This window comes from Bacillus smithii, from assembly GCF_001050115.1.
GTDB classification, from domain to species: domain Bacteria; phylum Bacillota; class Bacilli; order Bacillales; family DSM-4216; genus Bacillus_O; species Bacillus_O smithii.
Genome location: NZ_CP012024.1, coordinates 869,224 through 889,376 on the forward strand (window position 1 = coordinate 869,224; position 20,153 = coordinate 889,376).

Genomic DNA, 20,153 nt, shown 5'->3' on the forward strand with positions numbered 1-20,153 from the left:
TCGTTGCGGGAGACCTGAATGACGTCTAGTTGGCGGTAACAGAGGATAATGGAAAAAATTATAGGAATAGGCAACGTTTCCGTCTCATAAGATGTAGTAAATGCGGACAAGTTAGGAGAGGTGGAAAATGACGGTACCGTTTTGGATGTATTTCGTTGTGGCAGGAATATTTATTAGTGCATTTATGGTGATTAAAACGGCGAGAGAAGATCGGAAGGCAGACCAGGAATGGATCGAAAAAGAAGGCGAAGTATTTATAAAGAGGATGCAAGAAGAGAAAAAAAAGAAACAGAAACAAGATCAGGAACAACAAGGAGCATAAACGTAAAAGGCGCTTCAAAAGAATTCTTCTTTTGGAGCGCCTTTTTATATGGCTAGTCCGAATCGTGGAAAAAAGGCGAATGAAAAATTGATTGCGAGAAGAAGAAAAGGCATGCTACACTTGTTCGCTTTCAAAAAAATGCTGCCTTTCTGAAACGAAAGGCGTTCCGTTTCAAAAAAGCAGCACACATTATTATTTCACATTATTATTTATTGGAGGTTGCTTCGGAAAACAAACCGTTAAAGTCTTTGTCTTCGACTTTTACATTAGCATCTTTCAGCACTTCGTTAAGTTTTTTCTGCATCTTAGTTTGATCGACTTTCGAGAGTTTCAGTTCTTCTTTCAATTGATCTTTTACTTCGTTAAACGGTTTTTTCTTTTTCTTATCTGTAATTTGGATAATATGGTAGCCGTATTCTGTTTTAATCGGTTTGCTTATTTCTTTGACTTTCAAAGTATCAAGCGCTTTAGTGAATTCAGGAACAAATTGCTTGCGGCCTTGGTAATCGATCCATCCTAAATCTCCTCCATTGTTGGCGGAAGCTGTGTCTTTGGAGTATTTTTTGGCAAGATCCTCGAATTTGGCCCCTTTATCCAGCTGCGCTTTTATTTCATTTGCCGTTTTTTCATCATCGACTAATATATGGCGGACTTTGATTTCCGGCTGCCATTTTTTATAATAATTTTTCAATTCTTGATCGCTGATTTTAATATCGGCCGTTGCCGCTTTTTGCTCTAATAGTTCCAATTTTAAGTAGTCTTTAAATCCCTTTTCGTCCATGCCGTATTGGGCGAGGAACGCTTCATATTGTGAACCAAGTTGGTCTTTTGTTTTTTGAAGCTCGTCATTCAGCTCTTTATCCGAAACTTTATATTTTTCAGATAAAACTTTTTTGTACACCAATTCTTGCAACGCTTGTTGTGTTTGTTGAGGATATTTTTCTTTCATAGCGTTGTACAGATCTTCTTTTGTAATATTTCCTTCATTCGTTTTTACAACGGTATCATCTCCGCCGTTTCCGCATGCAGCAAGAACAATCATCCCGGCTGCCAACGACAAAGAGAGAATCCATTTTTTCATTCGTTCAACAACTCCTACACTTAATTTCATTTTTATATTCTTTATCCACATAGACATACTATATCACAATTATGCGGAATTACCAAAGTTTTTCTTTTTTATGACCGACAAGAAAATAGGCGTTTGCTTCAGTCAAAATATACCGGGTTACATACGATACAAATAACAGAAAAGGAGGTATGGCGGGAATGAAAAGCTTTCCGCTGAAAGAGTAGATCCTAATAGGGTTAGTCAGTTGAAAAATCCGGATTAGAATTTGGCAGAAAACAAGAATGTATGGAAACTTCTGTTGTCGAAGCCATATTGTTAAATCCTTTCTAATCAGGTTTAATCATCTGATGACCTATACAGTCGTCTTCAAGCGGGAAAAAGGCCTAAACCAAAAATAAAACAAATGAATAGTATGATATAGACCAATGTGTAAGGAGGTGATCGGTATTGGGTGCAGCTTATGGCGGAGGGTTTGCATTAATTGTGGTGCTCTTCATCCTTCTCATCATTGTTGGTGCAGCATGGCTATATTAACAAATGAAAAATGTGAAAATAAAGGAGGAACTCGGATATGTCTGGAGCATATGGCGGAGGATTCGCACTTGTCGTTGTGTTGTTCATTTTGCTTATTATCATCGGTGCATCTTGGATTTACTAGATATTGGAATAAAAGCCAGGCGATGCCTGGCTTGATTTCCACTTATGTATAGAGAATTTCGATATAAGAAGAAATGAGCAGAATAGTGATTAAAATGTTAATCGTTCTAAACACTTTCGGCTGGCGATCTTCCGGTATGTCTTTTTGCATACATAGCGTGTTGGTAAGTCTATTGATATTGTATAAAATGAAAATAGAAAATAATATGAACACGAAGATTACTGACATGATGCTCCCTCCTTTTTCATAACCTTATTCATCAGGGTGATAAATAGAATATTTAGGCACCTCAAAGTTAAAAGACAACGACTCAGATGATGTGTATTATTTCGAATGAAAATGGTTTTGTAAACCGAGGAATTAAACAAAATTTTCAATAATTAGAAACTTTTGTTATGTCAGGTGTGAAAACGGATCAATAAACCTAAAAATGATTGCGAAAAGGATGCTACCATACTTTACGACGAAATAAGCAAAAAATCAATAGAAAATAAATGATTTGGATGGCCGTTGAGCAAGCTTTTTTGGATCAGCGTTCTTTTAACGTCTTTCCGAAAGAAGTCTCCCATCCTCTAGGAATGTGAAGGTGTGAATAGCACCAATGAGTAGGTGGGAGATGAATTTCGGTTGGCTTTAGCCAAAGTTATTTTTCCAATCCTTTTCTCAACAATTCTAAGATTGCGGCTGTTCTAGTTGGAATCCCATTTTCTTTTTGATATTGCTCCAATTTTTCTAATATCGTCTTAGGCATACGAATTTCTACACGTTCTTTCTCTTCTCTCATGATTATCACCTCATATTGATTGTACGGATTTTTTACGATATAATCAATATATACGAAATTTTTCCGCACAAAGTGAGGTGAATTGATATGGCCAAGCAAAACAAAGCTTTCAAGTTTCGTTTGTTACCAAACAAAGAACAATCCGCATTATTAGCTAAGACATTTGGTTGTGTTCGCTTTGTCTACAATAAGATGTTAGCTGAACGCAAAGAAACGTATGAAAAGTTCAAGGATGATAAAGAATTGCTTAAAAAGCAAAAGTTTCCGACCCCTGCAAAATATAAAAGTGAATTTCCATTCCTAAAAGAAGTGGATTCTTTAGCTTTGGCAAATGCACAAATGAACTTACAGACTGCTTATAAGAATTTCTTTGAAGGAAATGCGGATTTTCCAAAGTTCAAAAATCGTAAAGCAAAACAATCCTATACAACTAATATGGTCAACGGAAATATTAAGCTAGAAAATGGTCATATCAAACTGCCAAAAATCAAAAAGCCAATAAAAATGAAACAGCATAGAGAGATACCTGCTGATTATAAAATCAAATCTTGCACTATTTCTAAAACAAAGACAGGCAAATACTACATTTCAATTTTGACAGAATATGAGAAAGATATTCGTCCAGTTAAAATACAGAAAGTTGTTGGTTTGGATTTTGCTATGGATGGTCTATATGTCGAGAGTGAACAGGGTAAGAAAGCCAATTACCCACGTTACTATCGGCAAGCCTTAGATAAATTAGCAAAAGCACAACGAATTCTTTCTCGAAGAAAGAAAGGTTCTGCAAGATGGGAAAAACAACACCTGAAAGTGGCTAAGCTACATGAAAAGACAGCGAATCAGCGCAGAAACTTTCTTCATCATAAGTCAAAAGAATTAGCAACAAACTATGACGCTGTGATTATTGAGGACTTAGACATGAAAGGCATGTCTCAAGCCCTCAACTTTGGAAAAAGCGTTCATGATAACGGCTGGGGGATGTTCACTACTTTCTTAGCGTATAAGCTAAAAGAACAGGGGAAACAACTTGTGAAAATTGATAAGTGGTTTCCCTCCACTAAGAAGTGTTCATGTTGCGGCAAGGAAAAAGAAATGCCATTATCTGAACGTGTATATAAATGTTCTTGCGGCTTTGTATTAGATCGCGATCACAATTCAGCAATCAATATCAAAAATGAGGGATTACGCTTATTAGCATAAAGAATAATAACTTTCGGAACGAGAGGGTTAGCTCGGTCAATTTTCTGTCATTAGACGGGATTACCCGAGAAGCCCCCACTTCAATCAAACCGTAAGGTTGATAAGTGGAGGGTAGTTCACAAGCACCAAACATACCGTTCATCTTGTCTTTTGGAATAGCTTAAATTCAAGTTTTACTGTAAGATAATATTGAATGGCCCGGTAAGTATAATTGACTGTTCGAAATAGAGCGTCTATTTGTGGTATGGTGAAATGACATGGAGGATATTATAAAACGATTGGAAATGTTGGAATACCATCAACAACTGTTGATTCAGATGGTCGATAAGAACCGACATGAATTTGATTGGCTGATTATAAAAAATCGGCTCACAAAAGAGGAAACGGCCGAATTTTTCGAACTTTGTGAGGAGTTGAACAAGAAATATCAAGAGCAAAAAGCGGACGGATTTGTTTTTCATGTTCCGCTTTTTCAAGAATTTGAAAAAAGGCTTCATTCCAAGTTGGATTGTAAAGAGGTCATCGCAGCATGCATAAAACAAGGGCTCTATAAAGAATTAATGATTCAGCTGTACAAAAATCTTTCCAACTAACTCGTTATTTTTTCGCTGGATTCGTTCGTGGAAATGAAGGTATCTTCCTTCTGAAAGTTTTCGTCTATGTTTTGAAGGGAGGTTTCGATAATTTCCATGAAATCGTCCCCGTACAAATTTTTAATGATCACACTGAGTTCTAAAAAATCAGGAAATTTACCAAACAGTTTATTTAGGGGTAGTGCCGCTTGCACGACGGAATTGGCTTCCGGATTAAATTTTTCCATCAGGTCATGAAGGATCGTTTCCCCTTCATTTGTCAACTCAACATACGTATTTCGCTTGTCCGATTCTTTCTTGGAAAATTTTAAATAGCCTTGTTCTTCTAGTTTCTTTGAAAAGTTAAAGGCTGTGGAAACGTGCATGACGCCAAACTTAGCGATATCAGAAATAGAGGCTCCTTTTAAATGATAGGCGATCCATAAGATATGGTGTTCATTAATGTTAAGGTTATACGGTTTGATCCATTGCTGCCAATCTTTTTCAACCGCTTTCCAAAGGGCCTTGCTTAACTGTGCTACTCTTTGGGAAAATAGCATTACCTCATGTATGGAAACTTCTTGTTTTTTCACTTTCTATCACCTTCTTTTTAAAATTGAACAGGTTTTTCTGAAAGTATTCTCTAACAATATTATGCCAATAAAATAAAAATTAATAAAGATATAAATTTACTAAATTTTCAAAAAAGTGGACAATCCAATAAACAAGATTGTCCACTTTCATAAGTTTCGCATGCTGTTATAAGAAAATACCTTGTTTTCTTGAAAAAACTTATGATGTATTCCGAATGTGGCAGGACTTACGCTTCACCTGCCGTAAGGACGACAAGTGCTAGTCAAAAAGCCCTGTATACTTCACGCTTGGAGAATGGATTCTATGAGGATTTGGGTGTTATCAATTCTTTTTCGTTGTCTCCTCCAGGTTTTTGACGGAAATTTGGACGTTGTGAATTCCTTCTTCAATTGCCTTTTTATTTGGTTGAATGCTTTTTTGCCATAATTCGATGCTTTCTTTTATTTCTTTAGAGATCTGAGGGAAAGCCGTTTTTCCTTCTTGTATAAAATGAGTGACCGCTTGTTTTACCTGTTCGGTATTGCTTATGACTTCCTTCGCTGTTTCTTTCATAAAATCCTTTGTTTTTAACATATTTTTTTTGACGTCTTTTCCAGAAGAAGGAGTGGTAAGGAGCGTTGTAATGGCGCCTGCAACCCCTCCGACTAAAAAGCCCGCCAACCAATTCGATCGTTTCATAATCATTCACCTCTGGCTGATATTTCGCATTTTGAGATTGAAGTCCCTCATTTCATATCTTCAGTTGCAGTTGAATAGGATAGAATATTCATTAAATTCGAATCCCTTAAGAAGAGTATACAGACTTCTTTTGAAGAAAATCAACATTCTATGTCCGGAAGATCAGTCAGCGGGCTGGTGAAGGAGGAATTTACATGAGAGGGGTTTTGTTCTTTGCGGTTATTCTCGATTTTCTTTTGTTTCTTGGTCTGTGTCGCTCGCTTCTATTATTGTCCAGGCCGGGTATATATCCCCCGAAAAAGATGGTGAAAAAACGTGTCGGCGCACTTGGAGCCGGAACTGTTTTCGTATTTGTGATCATCATTCTCCTTTATGTAACATGAAAAGAATTGGTAAACAGGGGATAAGTGAGGGAAAAACGATGGTGGCTGGAGACTGGATCGAATATGGTTTTTCGGCCATAATACACAAAAATGCCGGGCCGCCTCCGTAGCCTTAGAAGCATGACGGCAGGTTAGGAAGTGGCCAGGCATTATTCATTAAATCGATGCTTTTAAGCTTGATGCCCAACGTTTGAGCGTTTCATTATCGATTGGGCAATAGGATAAATAATAAACATGGCAACGGCATTTAAGGCCATAGCAGGCAGAACGACGGTTCCGAATAAAGCGGTAAAAGGTCCGGGCAGACCGACAATCAAATAGGCTGAAGTCAAAAAGACTGTTCCGGAGACAATAGTGCCGACAGCCGTCAATATGGCTGCTCCGAGTGTGTTTTTGCTGTACTTTGCCGTAAGGGCAAGCAATCCGTAAAAAATGAACGCCGTAACCGGTTTATCGATTAGATTCGGAAGGAATCCTCCGGGAAATGCCGTGGTCAATCCGGAAATGACTCCCGTAGCTAAACCAATCAGCAAAACATTTTTGGCGTTTGAAAATAATAGAATGCCGAGAAACATCATCGTAAGCATCATATCTGGCTTCATGCCTAAGAAAAAAGCAGGGATGATTGCATGAAGAACTGCTCCCATACCCACTAAAATGGCTAAACTGACAAGTGTTTTCGTATTCAATTCTCTTCTCTCCTCTGCTAAACTTCTCTACACTAAAACTCGATTTTTAGTGGTACGAATTCATTTTACCACAAATTCTTTGCTTTGCTCTCAAATAAGATATCTCGTTTCATATGTTATTTTATATGCTGATGAATGGTCGATGCGATGTCTTGAAGTTCGTCGAAAGTATAGTCGTTTTGATGCGATTTCCATACAGCCCCGAATCCATCTCCTTTTCCGTAACGAGGAAGCAAATGGATGTGGAAATGAAAGACTGATTGTCCGGCCGCTTCTCCATTATTGTTTAATAAATTTAGCCCGATCGGTTGATAGGCTTCTTGAATAGCATTCGCTATTTTGGGCACAGCTTGGAAAAGCGATCCAGCAATTTCTGGAGTTAGCTCAAAGAGATTCTTTTTATGTATTTTTGGTATGACCAGTGTATGCCCTTTTGTTACTTGGCTGATATCCAAGAAAGCAAATACATTTTCATCTTCATACACTTTTGCTGACGGGATTTCTCCGTTCATAATTTTACAAAAAATACAATCGCTCATATTCACTCATCCTTTCTTTCATTTCATGATAAATGGCATGTATGCCGCTCTTTGCAGAATGGATCAAATCTTATGGACACACGTCGAGTCAAAAAATCACTGGCATTTTTGGATTTTTTCGATGAAATGGTATGGATTTGAATGTATTTTATCATAAAAGCGGGGGGATCTAAATAGGGAACCATGCATTCGAAATGGGAGCCATGAATAATGCTCCGGTTAGCTTTGGACTGAGGGGATATTTTGCCGCCAATAAAAAGCAGCGCAGTTTAGAAAACGATCTTGAATCATTAAAAGAACCTTTTCTTTTAGTGCCAACTCCAAAGCATTTTCTATAAAAGAATGGCTCAAAGCGGAGCGGACCGGAATGTTTTAAACGTAAGATCATGGCTGTTTTATTTTCTGATCTGATAGGGTTCAAATGGATGATTTTTATGTTGAGGACATAAAAGAAGACAGGATGCTTATGCATCCTGTCCCTTGAAGGGGATTGGTCATTGCTGATCTGCAGTGCAAAAGTCGTTTTTCGTGTTCAAGCTAATCATCCCCTTGCTGGAATGTTTCTTGCTTTGACACTTTTTAGATCTAACACAAACCCGTTTTTGGCAAATTTGTGAATGAAGACTTTATGGTCTTTCATACTTATTTGCATTGGAGTTTGTGGATCGTGCGACTTTACTGTCTGCCGTAATCACCTCATTTTATTGAAGGCGAATCAATTGACCATAAGATAGGAAAATGCGGTACTGGTCTTTCACAACCACCCCGTTTTACTATTTGGTTGACCCCTTCGAATATTAGAATGCACAGAAATTTTTTCTTTATACATACAAGTGATGAAATTTTGTCTGAAAAATTGTCAAGAATCATTTATCAAGTCTAAAATAGTTGTGGGTAGACTTAAAATAGCTGTTTTTGCGAAAATGTTTGTTAAAATAAGATGAACTTAGAAACAAAATACCGCATGTTTTTGTTAAATGGTTTAATAAGTGCTTCTTCTTTAAAGTGATCTGAATGTCACCATAACGAAATGAATGGAACACAAATTTTCTTCTATTGGAGGAGGATGGAGAGTTTTCAAACGAATTTTTGGGCAATCAAAAACAGAAAGGATGTGGAAGAATGTCGCTATTGAAAGTCGACCAATTGACTGGCGGTTATACAAGAAAGCCTGTGTTAAAAGATGTGTCTTTTTCTATTGAAAAAAATGAAATCGTTGGTTTGATTGGTTTAAACGGCGCGGGAAAAAGTACGATTATTAAGCATATTATCGGTTTAATGGAACCGAGGCAAGGAGAGATTATCATCAATGGACTATCTTTGAAAGACAGCCCGGAGCAATATCGCAGACAGTTTTCTTATATACCGGAAATGCCGGTGTTGTATGAAGAATTAACGTTGGAAGAGCATTTGAAAATGACGGCGATGGCTTACGGATTAACAGAACAAGAATACAAAGAGAGGATAGATCCGCTTTTAAAGGAATTTCGAATGCAAAAAAAGCTTCATTGGTTTCCTGCTCATTTTTCCAAAGGAATGAAACAGAAAGTAATGATTATGAGCGCCTTTTTAACGGAACCTCATTTATATATTATTGACGAACCGTTTTTAGGGCTTGATCCGCTCGGAATTCAATCGTTATTGGAGTGGATGGAAAAAATGAAGAAACGAGGGGCGGGCATATTAATGTCCACTCATATTTTAGCAACAGCCGAAAAGTATTGCGATTCGTTTATCATATTACATAACGGGGAAATCCGCGCAAAAGGAACCATTCAGGACTTGCAGGAACAGTTTGGCATGCAGGGAGCTTCTCTCGATGATCTCTATATTCAACTGACAAAGGAAGAAGAAAAATGAAAACTGTTCAGCAATTATGGAAAGAGCGATTAAACGGCTATTTATCCGAGATGCGCAAATATTTGCGCTATATATTCAATGATCATCTGCTATTTGTACTGATTTTTGGGGTCGGAGCCGGTGTCTACTATTACAGTCAATGGGTAAAAACGTTGGAACCTCATTTTCCAGCCCCGTTTATCATGGCGCTGTTATTGGGGGCTATTCTGGCGTGGTCTCCGATTTACACGTACTTAATGCGAGCGGATATCGTCTTTCTGCTTCCGATGGAGGAACGATTAAAAGGCTATTTTCAAAAAGCCATTGTATCTAGTTTTGTCTTTCAAAGTTATTGGCTGATTTTGTTTCTTGCTGCTTTAATGCCCATGTATGTAAAAGTCAAGGGAGTAAGCTATGCATCGTTCTTTTTGTGGCTTGTGATCTTATTCATTTTGAAGTTTTGGAATTTGTTTGTCCGTTGGAACGTGCAGAAGTTTCAAGAAAAAAATATACGTCTTGTTGATCTGATCGTTCGTTTTGTTCTCAATGCAGTCTTTTTATATCCGCTGTTCAACCGGACAAACTGGCTTCTTTTCGTCATTGGAGCGTTTCTTTTGATCGTTTATGCCGGCGTTATTCAAAACAAGAGCAGGCAGCATATTTTAAAATGGGAAATGCTTGTGGAACTAGAAGAAAAAAGAATGATGGCTTTTTATCGCTTTGCCAACTTGTTTACGACGGTCCCTAATCTGCAAGGAGACGTAAAAAGAAGAAAATGGCTGGACTTTCTGTTTAAAAAGATTCCATATGGCCCCCATCATGTTTATACGTATTTGTTGTCACGTACTTTTGTTCGTGTAAATGAATACATTGGATTGTTTGTCCGCTTGACGCTCATTGGTTTGCTTTTGATCATTTTCAGTCATTCATTACTATTCAAAGTCATCATGGCGCTCTTGTTTATTTATTTAACAGGATTCCAGCTTTTTCCGCTGATCCGTCACCACGATGAAAAAATTTGGATGATGTTGTATCCTGTTTCGAAAGAAAGAAAAAAAACAGCTTTTATGCTGCTTTTGAGGCAGTGTCTTGGATTGCAGGCCTTTTTGTTCGCGGGGGCGGCGTTTTTTCGTTCATGGTTTGAAAGTGGAATCATACTTGGAGCAGCCGTCTTATTCGTCTTTTTGTTTACCGAAATATACACTCCCCGCAAGCTAGCTAAAATGGAAAACTTGTAAGACCGTTTTCTGGCATCTGGTTTAGACTTCGTAAGTACTTGAAAAAAGGGAATTCATTCGTGATGCAGCAATGTTTTTTCGTGGTACTGCTTCTTAGATGGCGGTCATAGCTTAAGGGTATGCCGTCTGCTGAAAATCATAATAGGAATACTGCGACAATGGTTGTCACCAAGAGGCCGAAGCATACGGGAATTAAATTTCTTCGTGCCAGTTCAAAAGGATCGACATCGCATATGGCCGCAGCAGGAATCAAAGCCCAAGGAATTAAAGTGCCTCCTCCAACCCAAATCGCTGCTACTTGGCCGAGAGCCGTTAAAACGGCTGTTCCGCCTGATAGAGAGTGGGAAAAAATTTTAGCGATTGATCCGGCAAGAGAAATGCCGGAGAATCCTGAACCATCTAGGCCGGTAATGGCCCCGATGACGGTCATAGTCACGGCCCCCATTTCTTTCGTCAAGGGGACAAGGGCAGCGAGAGAAGCGCCAAGGTCGTTGACAATGCCATTGGATGTATGAGGAAGGTAGTCGCCGATTATTTTCGAAAAACCGGCATCGCCTAGATAAAAGAAAGCGGCAATGGGAATAACAGGTGCGAATACTTTAAAACCAAATTGGAATCCTTCCATTAAAAAAAGGGTGGTTTTTTCTAACCCTTTCCCTTTATAGCTGATCAACGCGATCAGGAAGAGAATGATAATGGCGGTTCCCCCGATAAGTGCTGTTGCGTCTCCGCCTTGTAAGTGATAAAAAAACAGGAAAAATATATCAATGGCAAAAAAGAGTGGTATCAGGATCGCAAATATTTGCTTTGTTCTGAAGGAAAGGGAGGTGTCGATTTTATTCTCTTGACGGTTGGTGGAAACGAGGCTGCTGCTCGAAAGCTTTCCTTTTTTCATATCGATTTTTAGCTGAATGAAAGCCATTAGTGTGGCGGAGATTCCCATAACGGCTACGAGAGGGAGGCTGGCATGAATCACATCTTGTACGGCAATTCCTGCTGCGTCGGCCGTTAATTTAGGAGCTGCCTGAATGACGAAATCGCCGGAAAGGGCGATTCCATGGCCGAATAAATTCATGGCCATTGCCGCGCCGATGGCAGGCAACCCTGCTCGTATCGCAACCGGAACAAGTACAGCTCCCAATAAAGCAACTGCCGGTGTCGGCCAAAAAAACCAGGAAATTAACAACATTAGTAATCCGATGATCCAGAATCCTGTGTCAGGAGAACGGATGAATTTTGTAAATGGAGCAATGATGACTTCGTTGATTCCAGTTTTCATTAAGCTGTTGCTCATGGCGACAATCATGGAAATGATGAGAATGGTCGGCAACAGCTCCGAGATTGCGTATACGAAACTGGTAAATATACTGATGATCGACGCGGTGACTGATCCGGTAGCTGTAAAAGCGATGAAAAAGATGCCGATAATACATAAGATCGTCGTATCTTTGCGGAGAATCATGAAAAGGATCACGAGTGCGATAAAAAGAACGTACACCCAATGAATCAACGTTAAGTCGATTGGCATGTTGTATCTACTCCTTTATTCACAGACTTCGCTAGGCGTTTATCACACTATTTTGTTTCAAAGTATGAATCATCCTTAGAAGTTGTGAATGAAAGGAGCGTCGAATAAAAAAATGATTGAAAGAAAAAAGAAAGACGTTATTTCCTTGGAAATGTGAAATTTTAGCAGTCCGACAGCGTAGTTTAAATAATCACTTTGGAGCTTGATCTAAGACTGCAGTAAAAAGTTTAGTTGTAGCGACCATCACGACGTGGATTACGATTGTTCTTCTTTCGGTATTAAATAGGTTTTGACGTAAGAAGGACGAGGGAAAATAGTGATTTTACTCTTTGGTTCTTTTTCAGTTTCTTGTTTAGAGTGGGCTTTTTTGAACGCTTGGGATTTTTTCCAGTTTTGAAAAGACTGTTCGTCTTTCCAGCAAGTCAATACAATATATGTATCTGATTTCAAAGGGCGAAGGAGTCTAAAGGCTTTATAGCCCGGCATTTTTTCAAGATTGCCCGATCTGTTTTTGAATCGGTATTCAAAAACAGGGCGGCCTTCATCCGTAACGGGAATATGGTTCATGACAAAAAAACCGCTTTTTTTGTCTAAAAGGCCAGATGAATCAATCACTTCATACGATCTGGGGGATTGGAATACGGATTTTTTCTCGGTTTCGTGAAGGAGTAAAGCGCTTTCTTCGTTTTCCATAAGGATCATCGTTTCGTGTTCATATTTTTGGAGAATCGTTCGTAAATAATCGAACGTCCCGGTGGTCATGTAAATATTCATTTTTTCACCCCATTTTCTTTTTTGGAAAGGACTTTTGTGAACTGCGCAATTGGAAAGGACATGGAATCCACCTTTAGTCCATCGTTCTCATTGGCATTTTGCCCATGTATCAGAATAAAAGGGCTATCTGCTTTTATGAACTTTCCAATATTTAGTTTAAAATTTCCATACTATGAGTTCAATGAAACATTATAAACAAAATCGGCGGTTTTATGACATTTCACTCGCTTGCCTATACAATTTACTCAAAAAGCACTATAGTGTAAAGCATGTAATAGATCGTGAGAATGAAGGATCGCCGGTTGCAACGACCTATATTTATTTAAATGTAAAAATGTGATTTCTCTTGAAAATCATTCATAGCTTTTTCATTTTGAATACGACTTTACTCATATGAAAGGTGGAAGATAAATACATGAGAATGGTAAATGATACTTTAATCAAGGCTGCTAAAGGAGAGCCGACAGACTATGTGCCGGTTTGGTATATGAGGCAAGCGGGCCGTTCGCAGCCTGAGTATCGGGCATTAAAAGAAAAATATTCATTGTTTGAAATTACACATCAACCGGAATTATGCGCCTATGTGACAAGATTGCCTGTTGAACAATACAATGTGGATGCAGCCATCCTTTATAAAGATATTATGTCGCCTCTGCCGGCGATTGGAGTGAAAGTAGACATTCGATCGGGAGTAGGTCCGGTTATTGACAATCCGATTCGTTCTCTTGCGGATGTGGAAAAACTTGGCCAAATCCATCCGGAACAGGATGTGCCATATGTACTGGAAACCATTCGAATTTTAACGAAAGAGCAGCTGACGGTTCCATTGATCGGATTCGCCGGTGCACCTTTTACGTTGGCCAGTTATATGATTGAAGGAGGTCCATCCAAACATTACAACAAAACTAAAGCGTTTATGTATGCGGAACCTGTCGCTTGGCACGCTTTGATGGACAAGCTGGCCGATATGACTATCGCTTATGTTCGGGCGCAGATCAATGCGGGAGTAAGCGCCGTTCAAATCTTTGATTCTTGGGTAGGAGCTGTCAATGAAGAAGATTACCGTGTATACGTGAAGCCAGCTATGCAAAAAATTTTTAGTGAACTAAAAAATGAGCATGTTCCGCTTATCATGTTCGGAGTTGGTGCAACTCATTTAGTAAAAGAATGGAACGACCTTCCTTTAGACGTCATTGGTCTTGATTGGAGAATGGAGATTCGCAAAGCAAGAGAATTGGGAGTGACAAAATCGCTTCAAGGCAATTTAGACCCGGCAGTGCTGCTTGCTCCTTGGAAAGTGATCGAAGAAAAAGTGAAACGGATTTTGGATCAAGGTTTGGAAACACCGGGATTCATTTTCAATCTTGGTCATGGAGTTTTTCCTGAAGTTCAGCCGGATACTTTGAAAAAGCTAACCGAATTTATTCATGATTACAGTTCAAAAAGAGTTTAAAAATAAAAGAAACTTATTTTTTGTAAATTTCCTTTCATTTTGACAAAATAATTAATTGAGGTGGCTCTTATGGAAAGGAAAAAGATAGGATTACTTGTTATGGCATACGGCACTCCAAACAATGAAGAGGATATTGAACGGTATTATACGCATATTCGACATGGAAGAAAACCATCGGAGGATATGCTGGAGGATTTAAGAAGACGTTATAAGGCGATTGGGGGAATTTCCCCGCTTGCAAAAATTACGAATGAACAAGCTGAAAAACTAACAGCTCGATTAAATGAACTTCAAGATCAAGTGGAATTTCGATTATATATTGGGTTGAAGCATATCGAACCATTTATTGAAGATGCCGTAAAGCAAATGCATGAAGACGGTATAGAAGAAGCCGTTTCGATTGTACTTGCTCCGCATTTCTCTTCTTTCAGCGTGAAATCGTATAACGAAAGGGCAAAATCGGAGGCAGAAAAGCTTGGCGGACCAAGGATCAGCTCGATTGAAAGTTGGTATCGTGAGCCGAAATTCATCGATTACTGGGTGAATCAAATCAAAAAAGTTTACGAACAAATGCCGGATGAGGAGCGCAAATCTTCTGTCCTGATTTTTTCTGCTCATAGTCTTCCAGAAAAAATATTGCAATTTAACGATCCTTATCCAGAACAACTGAAAGAAACAGCTCAATTGATCGCTGATAAGGTGGGGGTCAAAGATTATGCCATCGGATGGCAAAGTGCCGGAAATACCCCTGAACCATGGCTTGGACCGGATGTCCAAGATTTGACAAGAGATTTGCATCAGAAAAAAGGATATAAAGCGTATGTCTATGTGCCAGTCGGTTTTGTTGCCGATCATTTGGAAGTATTATATGACAACGATTATGAATGTAAAGTAGTCACACAAGAGATTGGTGCTTCCTATTATCGGCCGGAAATGCCTAATGCAAAGCCGGAATTTATTGATGCTTTAGCAACGGTTGTTTTAAAACACATAAATAAATAAGAAGTTTTAGAAGAAGGCGATGTATGGTGAGTGAATCAAAAAAAGTGGCGGTCATAGGCGGAGGAATTACCGGATTAACAGCCGCTTATTATTTGCAAAAAGCGGCTCAAGAAAAAAAACTTCCATTGGAAGTCACATTAATTGAATCCTCCCCTAGACTCGGAGGAAAAATCCAAACGATCCGCAAAGATGGATTTGTAATTGAAAGAGGGCCTGATTCTTATCTGGCTCGAAAAAAAAGTGCAACTAGACTGGCAGAAAATGTGGGGATTGCGGATCAATTGGTCAGCAATGCGACCGGTCAATCTTATGTGCTAGTAAATGAAAGGCTTTATCCCATTCCCGGCGGTTCTGTTATGGGAATTCCAACACAAATATTCCCTTTTGTTGTAACCGGATTATTCTCTTTTACCGGCAAACTAAGAGCCGCTTTCGATTTTCTTTTGCCTCGTTCCAAACCGCAAAAAGATCAAGCTTTGGGACCATTTCTTAGAAGGAGATTCGGGGATGAAGTGGTGGAAAATTTGGTTGAACCCCTTTTATCCGGAATTTATGCAGGGGATATCGACCAAATGAGTTTAATGGCTACTTTTCCACAATTTTACACAATAGAACAAAAATATCGCAGTTTAATCTTAGGAATGAAAAAAACGACGCCAAACTCCTCCCAAAAGCCAGCGGGCGGGCAAAAAAAAGGCGGATTTCTCACTTTCCGTCACGGATTGGAAACGTTAGTGGAAGCTGTAGAAAGTCAGTTGATAAAAAGTTCAGTGTTAAAAGGAACACGTGTGGTGAAAATTGAAAAAGAGGAAGACCAATATCGTTTGCTTTTGCATAACGGTGAAGCACTTCGCACAGATAGCGTAGTTCTTGCCACACCTCATGGAGTTGTTCCGGATATGCTTCCACAATACGATTTCTATTCTCCATTGAAAGATATGAAATCCACTTCGGTCGCAACCATCGCGATGGCTTTCCCCTCGGAAGCGATTGAACAAGACATAGACGGAACAGGATTTGTGGTATCGAGAAACAGCGATTTCACCATTACGGCCTGTACGTGGACTCATAAAAAATGGCCTCACACGACTCCAAAGGGAAAAGTATTGCTGCGCTGCTATGTAGGGCGTGCCGGTGACGAAACGGTAGTGGACTTATCAGATTCGGAACTTGAAAAAATTGTATTGGAAGATTTAAATAAGACGATGAATATTTCCATGAAACCGGATTTCACGATTGTCACCCGTTGGAAAAACGCCATGCCGCAATATGCGGTAGGACATATAGAACGGATGGAAAAGATTAAGCAAAGTACGCAAAAGGAATTGCCGGGTCTTTTTTTGGCAGGAAGCTCGTATGAGGGACTCGGTGTTCCGGATTGCATCGACCAAGGCGAAGAAGCTGTGGAAAAAGTATTGGCTTTTTTAGGGATGAATGGGAAATAGGCCGCTGATTGGCGGTCTATTTTTTTGTCTTCTTGATGAAAAAATTTGGAAAAAAGCAGTATTTTGACGTATCGATATCATTGCAAAGAATGATCAAGTGTGATATAGTATTTTTCGTTAAAACTAAATGACTAAATTATTATTTTGGTCATTTTGCGAGGTGATAAAGTGTCTGTCGATCGAAAAAAGCAGATTCTGGATGCGGCGGCCAAGTCGTTTTCATTATTTGGATACAAGGCCACTACGATGGATCAAGTAGCAAAGCTTGCGAATGTTGGAAAAGGGACTATTTATAATTTTTTTAAAAATAAAGAAGACTTATTTCACGAAATTGTTTCTTCATTAATTGCAGAAATGAAAGAAGCGGCAGAACAATCATTTGATGAAGAAGATTCATTCGTTGAAAAAGTTCATCGTGCTTTGTATCAGGTGCTCGATTTTCGGAGAAAACATCAACTCACCATCAAGCTCTTTCAAGAGGCGAGAGAAATGGGGACACCGGTCGTTTTAGAGGTGATGGATAAAATCGAACGTTCCATTTTAGATTACATCCGAGATAAAATCGAAATGGGAATAAAACACGGAGAAATTAAGAATTGCAATCCTGAAGTGACAGCTTTTGTCATTCTAAAAACGTATATTTCGCTTATTTTTGATTGGGAGAGGGATCATGACCCCCTTGAAAAAGATGAAATCGCTCGATTGTTTGACTTGTATTTTTTTCAAGGACTGTCCAAATAGGAAAATCTTTCTCTTTTTCTCGATGATGATGAAATGAAAAATGAAAAATTGGGAAGGGGATTGTCGTGAACCGTTTATTGATTGTGGCTGAGTTAAAAGAGATTTTCCGAGATCGAAAAAATTTGTTGATCCCGATTTTTGCCATTTTATTTATCCCGATCCTTTATGCAGGAATTTATTTATGGGCGTTTTGGGACCCCTATGGACATTTGGAACGACTTCCCGTCGTCGTAGTAAATCGCGATAAAGGCGCCGATTTTTCCGGAGAAAAGCTGCAATTAGGCGACGAAGTAGTAAAAAAATTAAAAAAGAACGATGATTTTGATTTTCATTTTGACAATAACCGGGAAAGGGCTTATAGAGATTTAAAACATCAAAAATATTATTTATTGGTGGAGATTCCGAAAGATTTTTCAAAAGATGCTACGACTCTGTTAGAAGATCATCCCCAAAAAATGAGTTTGAAATATGTTCCGAATGAAGGTTATAACTTTTTATCGGCGCAAATGGGAAGAACAGCCATGAAAGAAATACGCGCATCGATTCAAAAAAATGTGACAAAAACTTATGCCGATACGATGTTTCGAAAAATTCGCGAGGCTGGAAAAGGGATGGACGAAGCCAGCAAAGGCGCTGGAAAATTGAATAAAGGCGCTGTCCAGCTTGCGGGCGGAGCAAAGCAGATGAAAGGCAATTTGGAGAAACTGGCAGAAAAGTCGTTAGAATTTAATAAAGGCATCCTTTCCGCCGATAAAGGCTCGCAAAATCTCGAAAACGGCGCTGAACAATTATCTTCCGCATTGAATCAGCTTGCCTTTGGCCACGACAAACTGTACCAGGGCGCTAAAGATGTCCAAAAGGGAACGGAACAATTAGCCGGAGGAATCGGTCAGTTGTCTCAAGGCTTAAATACGGTTGATGGCAAAATGAGCCAGCTGTTAAATGGAACGAGACAAGCTCAATCGAGTGTTGAGCAATTTTCAGGTCAAATGCCGAAACTGCAAAGCAGCGTTAAGGATTTGGCTGCTGGAGCTGAGCAGTTAAATTCGGGTGTAGACAGCTTCCAGCAACAATTAGTGAGCCAACTAAACAGCGCTTTGGATGATTCTGCTCAAAAACAAGAGCAGGCAACGCAGCAAATGATCGGTCAGTTAAAGCAGACTCTCTTGGCGCAAGGTTTACCGGCTGATCAAGTCAATTCTATTATTCAACAATTTCAACAACAGCTTCCGGATCCAACGCAATCGGTCAATCAGCAAAAGCAGATGATCCAGCAGCAAGTAGCCAGCGGTTTCAGCCAATTAAAATCTGGAAGCAAGGAATTGGCGACTGGTGCTCAATCTCTTAACAGCGCCATCAACAGCCAACTTGCTCCCAATATTCAGAAACTGAATGGTGGGTTAAAACAAATCACTGCCGGCCAAGAAAGCCTTCAATCGGGCATTCATCAGCTGGCGAATGGTTCCAACGAATTAAATGCGGGGAGTCAAAAGCTTTTAGCAGGTGAAAGCCAACTAATCTCTAACATGGGGATTTTTAATGAAAAAATGGGCGAGTCAGCAGCCGGCTCTGCCAAACTGACGAACGGCGCCCATCAATTAAATACAGGCCTTTCTCAGTTGTCATCAGGCTCACAAAAAATCTCTGACGGCACTAAACAATTGGCAGCAGGGGCCGATGCGCTCGCAAAAGGTTCCGGTCAATTAGAAAATGGTACAAAAGAAATGCACGATAAGTTAAACGACGCTTCCAAACAAGCCAATTCTATGAAAGCGGGAAAAAACCAATCCGATATGATGGCAGAACCTGTAAACGTCAAAGAAAAACCGATTAATAAAGTACCTACTTACGGCACTGGTTTGGCTCCGTATTTTATCTCACTCGGACTTTATGTCGGAGCATTAATGATGACCATTGTCTATCCTGTTCGAACACCTCTTGGCAAACCTAAAAATGGTGTATCCTGGTTTTTTAGCAAATTTGCCATGATGGGGCTTATCGGAGTATTGCAGGCGCTGATTACCGCGGCCATACTGCTTCTTGGCTTAAAGTTGAAAGTTCAAAGCGTACCGTTGTTTATTGCCACTACGATTTTAACCAGCTTAGTCTTTATAGCGATCGTTCAAATGTTAGTAACGATTGGTGATAACCCTGGCCGTTTTGTTGCTGTTTTAATCTTAGTCGGCCAATTAACGACAAGTGCCGGTACTTTCCCGTTGGAATTAGTTCCAAAATGGTTTCAAATGGTTCACGCCTTTTTGCCGATGACCTATAGCGTCAATGCATTCAAGGCGGTCATTTCAAGCGGAGATTTTGCTTATATGTGGCACAATCATGTTATTCTCTTGTTATTTATGGCGTTATTCATGGCCATTACACTTCTCTTTATGATGATCGTGTTTAAGCGCCAATATGCTGATCATTTGCAAGCAGCGGAAGAAGCATAATGATTGAGTGTGTTCATTCCTTGGGCTGTCGGCATGCCGACAGCCTTTTTTAACGCGATAAAGATTCAGAATTTTTATGGATTTTTCTGAGGAAGAATCAAAATTAGTTTACAATAGAGTGGAAGGACATGTTTTGTTTTTAGTATAGTGAAAGGACTATTGAAGTGTTGAATTTTTTTACTTTTTATCGAGTGA

22 protein-coding genes are annotated in these 20,153 nt (G+C 39.3%); 13 read left to right on the forward strand and 9 right to left on the reverse strand.

Annotated features, from left to right (window positions below; all coding sequences use genetic code 11):
* The first annotated feature begins 127 nt into the window (after positions 1-127).
* Entirely contained in the window at positions 128-322 is a 195-nt protein-coding gene (locus BSM4216_RS04095; RefSeq protein WP_003353772.1) for a sporulation YhaL family protein, read from the forward strand.
* Between the two features lie 205 nt (positions 323-527).
* Here BSM4216_RS04095 and BSM4216_RS04100 read toward each other — a convergent pair whose 3' ends face one another.
* A complete protein-coding gene (locus tag BSM4216_RS04100; RefSeq protein ID WP_048622832.1) occupies positions 528-1,403 on the reverse strand; it encodes a peptidylprolyl isomerase in 876 nt (291 codons plus the stop codon).
* A 438-nt stretch (positions 1,404-1,841) separates the two neighbouring features.
* Here BSM4216_RS04100 and BSM4216_RS16155 point away from each other — a divergent pair, with 438 nt between their 5' ends.
* Both BSM4216_RS16155 and BSM4216_RS04105 read left to right on the forward strand, forming a co-directional pair.
* Positions 1,842-1,928 carry a YjcZ family sporulation protein gene (locus BSM4216_RS16155; RefSeq protein ID WP_061778555.1) on the forward strand — a complete coding sequence of 29 codons (87 nt, stop codon included), beginning with the start codon at positions 1,842-1,844 and terminating at the stop codon, positions 1,926-1,928.
* A gap of 37 nt (positions 1,929-1,965) precedes the next feature.
* The gene (locus BSM4216_RS04105; RefSeq protein ID WP_040341153.1) at positions 1,966-2,052 is read left to right on the forward strand and encodes a YjcZ family sporulation protein; all 87 of its coding nucleotides are present in this window, start codon (positions 1,966-1,968) and stop codon (positions 2,050-2,052) included.
* A gap of 42 nt (positions 2,053-2,094) precedes the next feature.
* Here the strand turns inward: BSM4216_RS04105 and BSM4216_RS04110 are convergent, their stop codons facing one another.
* Both BSM4216_RS04110 and BSM4216_RS16160 read right to left on the reverse strand, forming a co-directional pair.
* Positions 2,095-2,280, reverse strand: a complete 186-nt coding sequence (locus tag BSM4216_RS04110) for a hypothetical protein (protein WP_003353770.1) — start codon at positions 2,278-2,280, stop codon at positions 2,095-2,097.
* A gap of 415 nt (positions 2,281-2,695) precedes the next feature.
* A complete protein-coding gene (locus tag BSM4216_RS16160; RefSeq protein WP_003352379.1) occupies positions 2,696-2,836 on the reverse strand; it encodes a ribbon-helix-helix domain-containing protein in 141 nt (46 codons plus the stop codon).
* A gap of 87 nt (positions 2,837-2,923) precedes the next feature.
* Here BSM4216_RS16160 and BSM4216_RS04115 point away from each other — a divergent pair, with 87 nt between their 5' ends.
* Together BSM4216_RS04115 and BSM4216_RS04120 are read left to right on the forward strand one after the other, a co-directional pair.
* Positions 2,924-4,036, forward strand: a complete 1,113-nt coding sequence (locus BSM4216_RS04115; protein WP_003353982.1) for an RNA-guided endonuclease TnpB family protein — start codon at positions 2,924-2,926, stop codon at positions 4,034-4,036.
* 257 nt (positions 4,037-4,293) lie between these two features.
* The gene (locus BSM4216_RS04120) at positions 4,294-4,629 is read left to right on the forward strand and encodes a DUF1878 family protein (RefSeq protein WP_003353760.1); all 336 of its coding nucleotides are present in this window, start codon (positions 4,294-4,296) and stop codon (positions 4,627-4,629) included.
* Here BSM4216_RS04120 and BSM4216_RS04125 read toward each other — a convergent pair.
* Positions 4,626-5,201, reverse strand: a complete 576-nt coding sequence (locus BSM4216_RS04125; protein WP_082142248.1) for an HTH-type transcriptional regulator Hpr — start codon at positions 5,199-5,201, stop codon at positions 4,626-4,628. The genes BSM4216_RS04120 and BSM4216_RS04125 overlap by 4 nt on opposite strands.
* A 322-nt stretch (positions 5,202-5,523) precedes the next feature.
* A complete protein-coding gene (locus tag BSM4216_RS04130; RefSeq protein WP_048622833.1) occupies positions 5,524-5,880 on the reverse strand; it encodes a YtxH domain-containing protein in 357 nt (118 codons plus the stop codon).
* A 194-nt stretch (positions 5,881-6,074) separates the two neighbouring features.
* On the opposite strand from BSM4216_RS04130, the gene yhzF reads away from it, so the two are divergent.
* Positions 6,075-6,263 (forward strand): membrane protein YhzF, encoded by a 189-nt coding sequence (yhzF, locus tag BSM4216_RS04135; protein WP_003353757.1) that lies wholly within the window; start codon positions 6,075-6,077, stop codon positions 6,261-6,263.
* A gap of 170 nt (positions 6,264-6,433) precedes the next feature.
* Here yhzF and BSM4216_RS04140 read toward each other — a convergent pair whose 3' ends face one another.
* Together BSM4216_RS04140 and BSM4216_RS04145 are read right to left on the reverse strand one after the other, a co-directional pair.
* On the reverse strand, positions 6,434-6,952 hold the full coding sequence (locus BSM4216_RS04140; protein ID WP_048622834.1) for a tryptophan transporter: 519 nt from the start codon (positions 6,950-6,952) through the stop codon (positions 6,434-6,436).
* A gap of 116 nt (positions 6,953-7,068) precedes the next feature.
* Positions 7,069-7,491: an HIT family protein gene (locus BSM4216_RS04145; protein ID WP_003353755.1), complete on the reverse strand. Its 423-nt coding sequence runs from the start codon at positions 7,489-7,491 to the stop codon at positions 7,069-7,071.
* A gap of 1,122 nt (positions 7,492-8,613) precedes the next feature.
* Between BSM4216_RS04145 and BSM4216_RS04150 the strand changes: the two genes are divergently transcribed.
* On the forward strand, positions 8,614-9,351 hold the full coding sequence (locus BSM4216_RS04150) for an ABC transporter ATP-binding protein (protein ID WP_048624388.1): 738 nt from the start codon (positions 8,614-8,616) through the stop codon (positions 9,349-9,351).
* Positions 9,348-10,568 carry an ABC transporter permease gene (locus BSM4216_RS04155; protein ID WP_053083217.1) on the forward strand — a complete coding sequence of 407 codons (1,221 nt, stop codon included), beginning with the start codon at positions 9,348-9,350 and terminating at the stop codon, positions 10,566-10,568. The genes BSM4216_RS04150 and BSM4216_RS04155 overlap by 4 nt, the downstream gene beginning before the upstream one ends.
* 136 nt (positions 10,569-10,704) lie before the next feature.
* Here BSM4216_RS04155 and BSM4216_RS04160 read toward each other — a convergent pair whose 3' ends face one another.
* The gene (locus BSM4216_RS04160; protein WP_048622835.1) at positions 10,705-12,096 is read right to left on the reverse strand and encodes a membrane protein; all 1,392 of its coding nucleotides are present in this window, start codon (positions 12,094-12,096) and stop codon (positions 10,705-10,707) included.
* Between the two features lie 255 nt (positions 12,097-12,351).
* The gene (locus BSM4216_RS04165; protein ID WP_048622836.1) at positions 12,352-12,870 is read right to left on the reverse strand and encodes an antibiotic biosynthesis monooxygenase family protein; all 519 of its coding nucleotides are present in this window, start codon (positions 12,868-12,870) and stop codon (positions 12,352-12,354) included.
* 415 nt (positions 12,871-13,285) lie between these two features.
* Here BSM4216_RS04165 and hemE point away from each other — a divergent pair, with 415 nt between their 5' ends.
* The 5 genes from hemE (at position 13,286) to BSM4216_RS04190 (ending at position 19,958) form a co-directional block, all read left to right on the forward strand.
* Positions 13,286-14,323: a uroporphyrinogen decarboxylase gene (hemE, locus tag BSM4216_RS04170; RefSeq protein ID WP_048622837.1), complete on the forward strand. Its 1,038-nt coding sequence runs from the start codon at positions 13,286-13,288 to the stop codon at positions 14,321-14,323.
* A gap of 69 nt (positions 14,324-14,392) precedes the next feature.
* Positions 14,393-15,325 (forward strand): ferrochelatase, encoded by a 933-nt coding sequence (gene hemH / locus BSM4216_RS04175; RefSeq protein ID WP_048622838.1) that lies wholly within the window; start codon positions 14,393-14,395, stop codon positions 15,323-15,325.
* A 23-nt stretch (positions 15,326-15,348) separates the two neighbouring features.
* Positions 15,349-16,770, forward strand: a complete 1,422-nt coding sequence (gene hemY / locus BSM4216_RS04180) for a protoporphyrinogen oxidase (RefSeq protein WP_048622839.1) — start codon at positions 15,349-15,351, stop codon at positions 16,768-16,770.
* A gap of 168 nt (positions 16,771-16,938) precedes the next feature.
* Positions 16,939-17,511 carry a TetR/AcrR family transcriptional regulator gene (locus tag BSM4216_RS04185; protein WP_048622840.1) on the forward strand — a complete coding sequence of 191 codons (573 nt, stop codon included), beginning with the start codon at positions 16,939-16,941 and terminating at the stop codon, positions 17,509-17,511.
* 65 nt (positions 17,512-17,576) lie between these two features.
* Positions 17,577-19,958: a YhgE/Pip domain-containing protein gene (locus tag BSM4216_RS04190; protein ID WP_048622841.1), complete on the forward strand. Its 2,382-nt coding sequence runs from the start codon at positions 17,577-17,579 to the stop codon at positions 19,956-19,958.
* The last annotated feature ends 195 nt before the right edge of the window (positions 19,959-20,153 follow it).

Coding starts and splice junctions, on each gene's coding strand:
- BSM4216_RS04115 (WP_003353982.1), top strand. CDS start 2,924: ATGGCCAAGCAAAACAAAGCTTTCAAGTTTCGTTTGTTACCAAACAAA.
- BSM4216_RS04120 (WP_003353760.1), top strand. CDS start 4,294: ATGGAGGATATTATAAAACGATTGGAAATGTTGGAATACCATCAACAA.
- BSM4216_RS16160 (WP_003352379.1), bottom strand. CDS start 2,836: ATGAGAGAAGAGAAAGAACGTGTAGAAATTCGTATGCCTAAGACGATA.
- BSM4216_RS04160 (WP_048622835.1), bottom strand. CDS start 12,096: ATGCCAATCGACTTAACGTTGATTCATTGGGTGTACGTTCTTTTTATC.
- BSM4216_RS04100 (WP_048622832.1), bottom strand. CDS start 1,403: ATGAAAAAATGGATTCTCTCTTTGTCGTTGGCAGCCGGGATGATTGTT.
- BSM4216_RS04150 (WP_048624388.1), top strand. CDS start 8,614: ATGTCGCTATTGAAAGTCGACCAATTGACTGGCGGTTATACAAGAAAG.
- BSM4216_RS04165 (WP_048622836.1), bottom strand. CDS start 12,870: ATGAATATTTACATGACCACCGGGACGTTCGATTATTTACGAACGATT.
- BSM4216_RS04145 (WP_003353755.1), bottom strand. CDS start 7,491: ATGAGCGATTGTATTTTTTGTAAAATTATGAACGGAGAAATCCCGTCA.
- BSM4216_RS04155 (WP_053083217.1), top strand. CDS start 9,348: ATGAAAACTGTTCAGCAATTATGGAAAGAGCGATTAAACGGCTATTTA.
- BSM4216_RS04110 (WP_003353770.1), bottom strand. CDS start 2,280: ATGTCAGTAATCTTCGTGTTCATATTATTTTCTATTTTCATTTTATAC.
- BSM4216_RS04105 (WP_040341153.1), top strand. CDS start 1,966: ATGTCTGGAGCATATGGCGGAGGATTCGCACTTGTCGTTGTGTTGTTC.
- yhzF (WP_003353757.1), top strand. CDS start 6,075: ATGAGAGGGGTTTTGTTCTTTGCGGTTATTCTCGATTTTCTTTTGTTT.
- BSM4216_RS04130 (WP_048622833.1), bottom strand. CDS start 5,880: ATGAAACGATCGAATTGGTTGGCGGGCTTTTTAGTCGGAGGGGTTGCA.
- BSM4216_RS04095 (WP_003353772.1), top strand. CDS start 128: ATGACGGTACCGTTTTGGATGTATTTCGTTGTGGCAGGAATATTTATT.
- hemH (WP_048622838.1), top strand. CDS start 14,393: ATGGAAAGGAAAAAGATAGGATTACTTGTTATGGCATACGGCACTCCA.
- hemE (WP_048622837.1), top strand. CDS start 13,286: ATGAGAATGGTAAATGATACTTTAATCAAGGCTGCTAAAGGAGAGCCG.
- hemY (WP_048622839.1), top strand. CDS start 15,349: ATGGTGAGTGAATCAAAAAAAGTGGCGGTCATAGGCGGAGGAATTACC.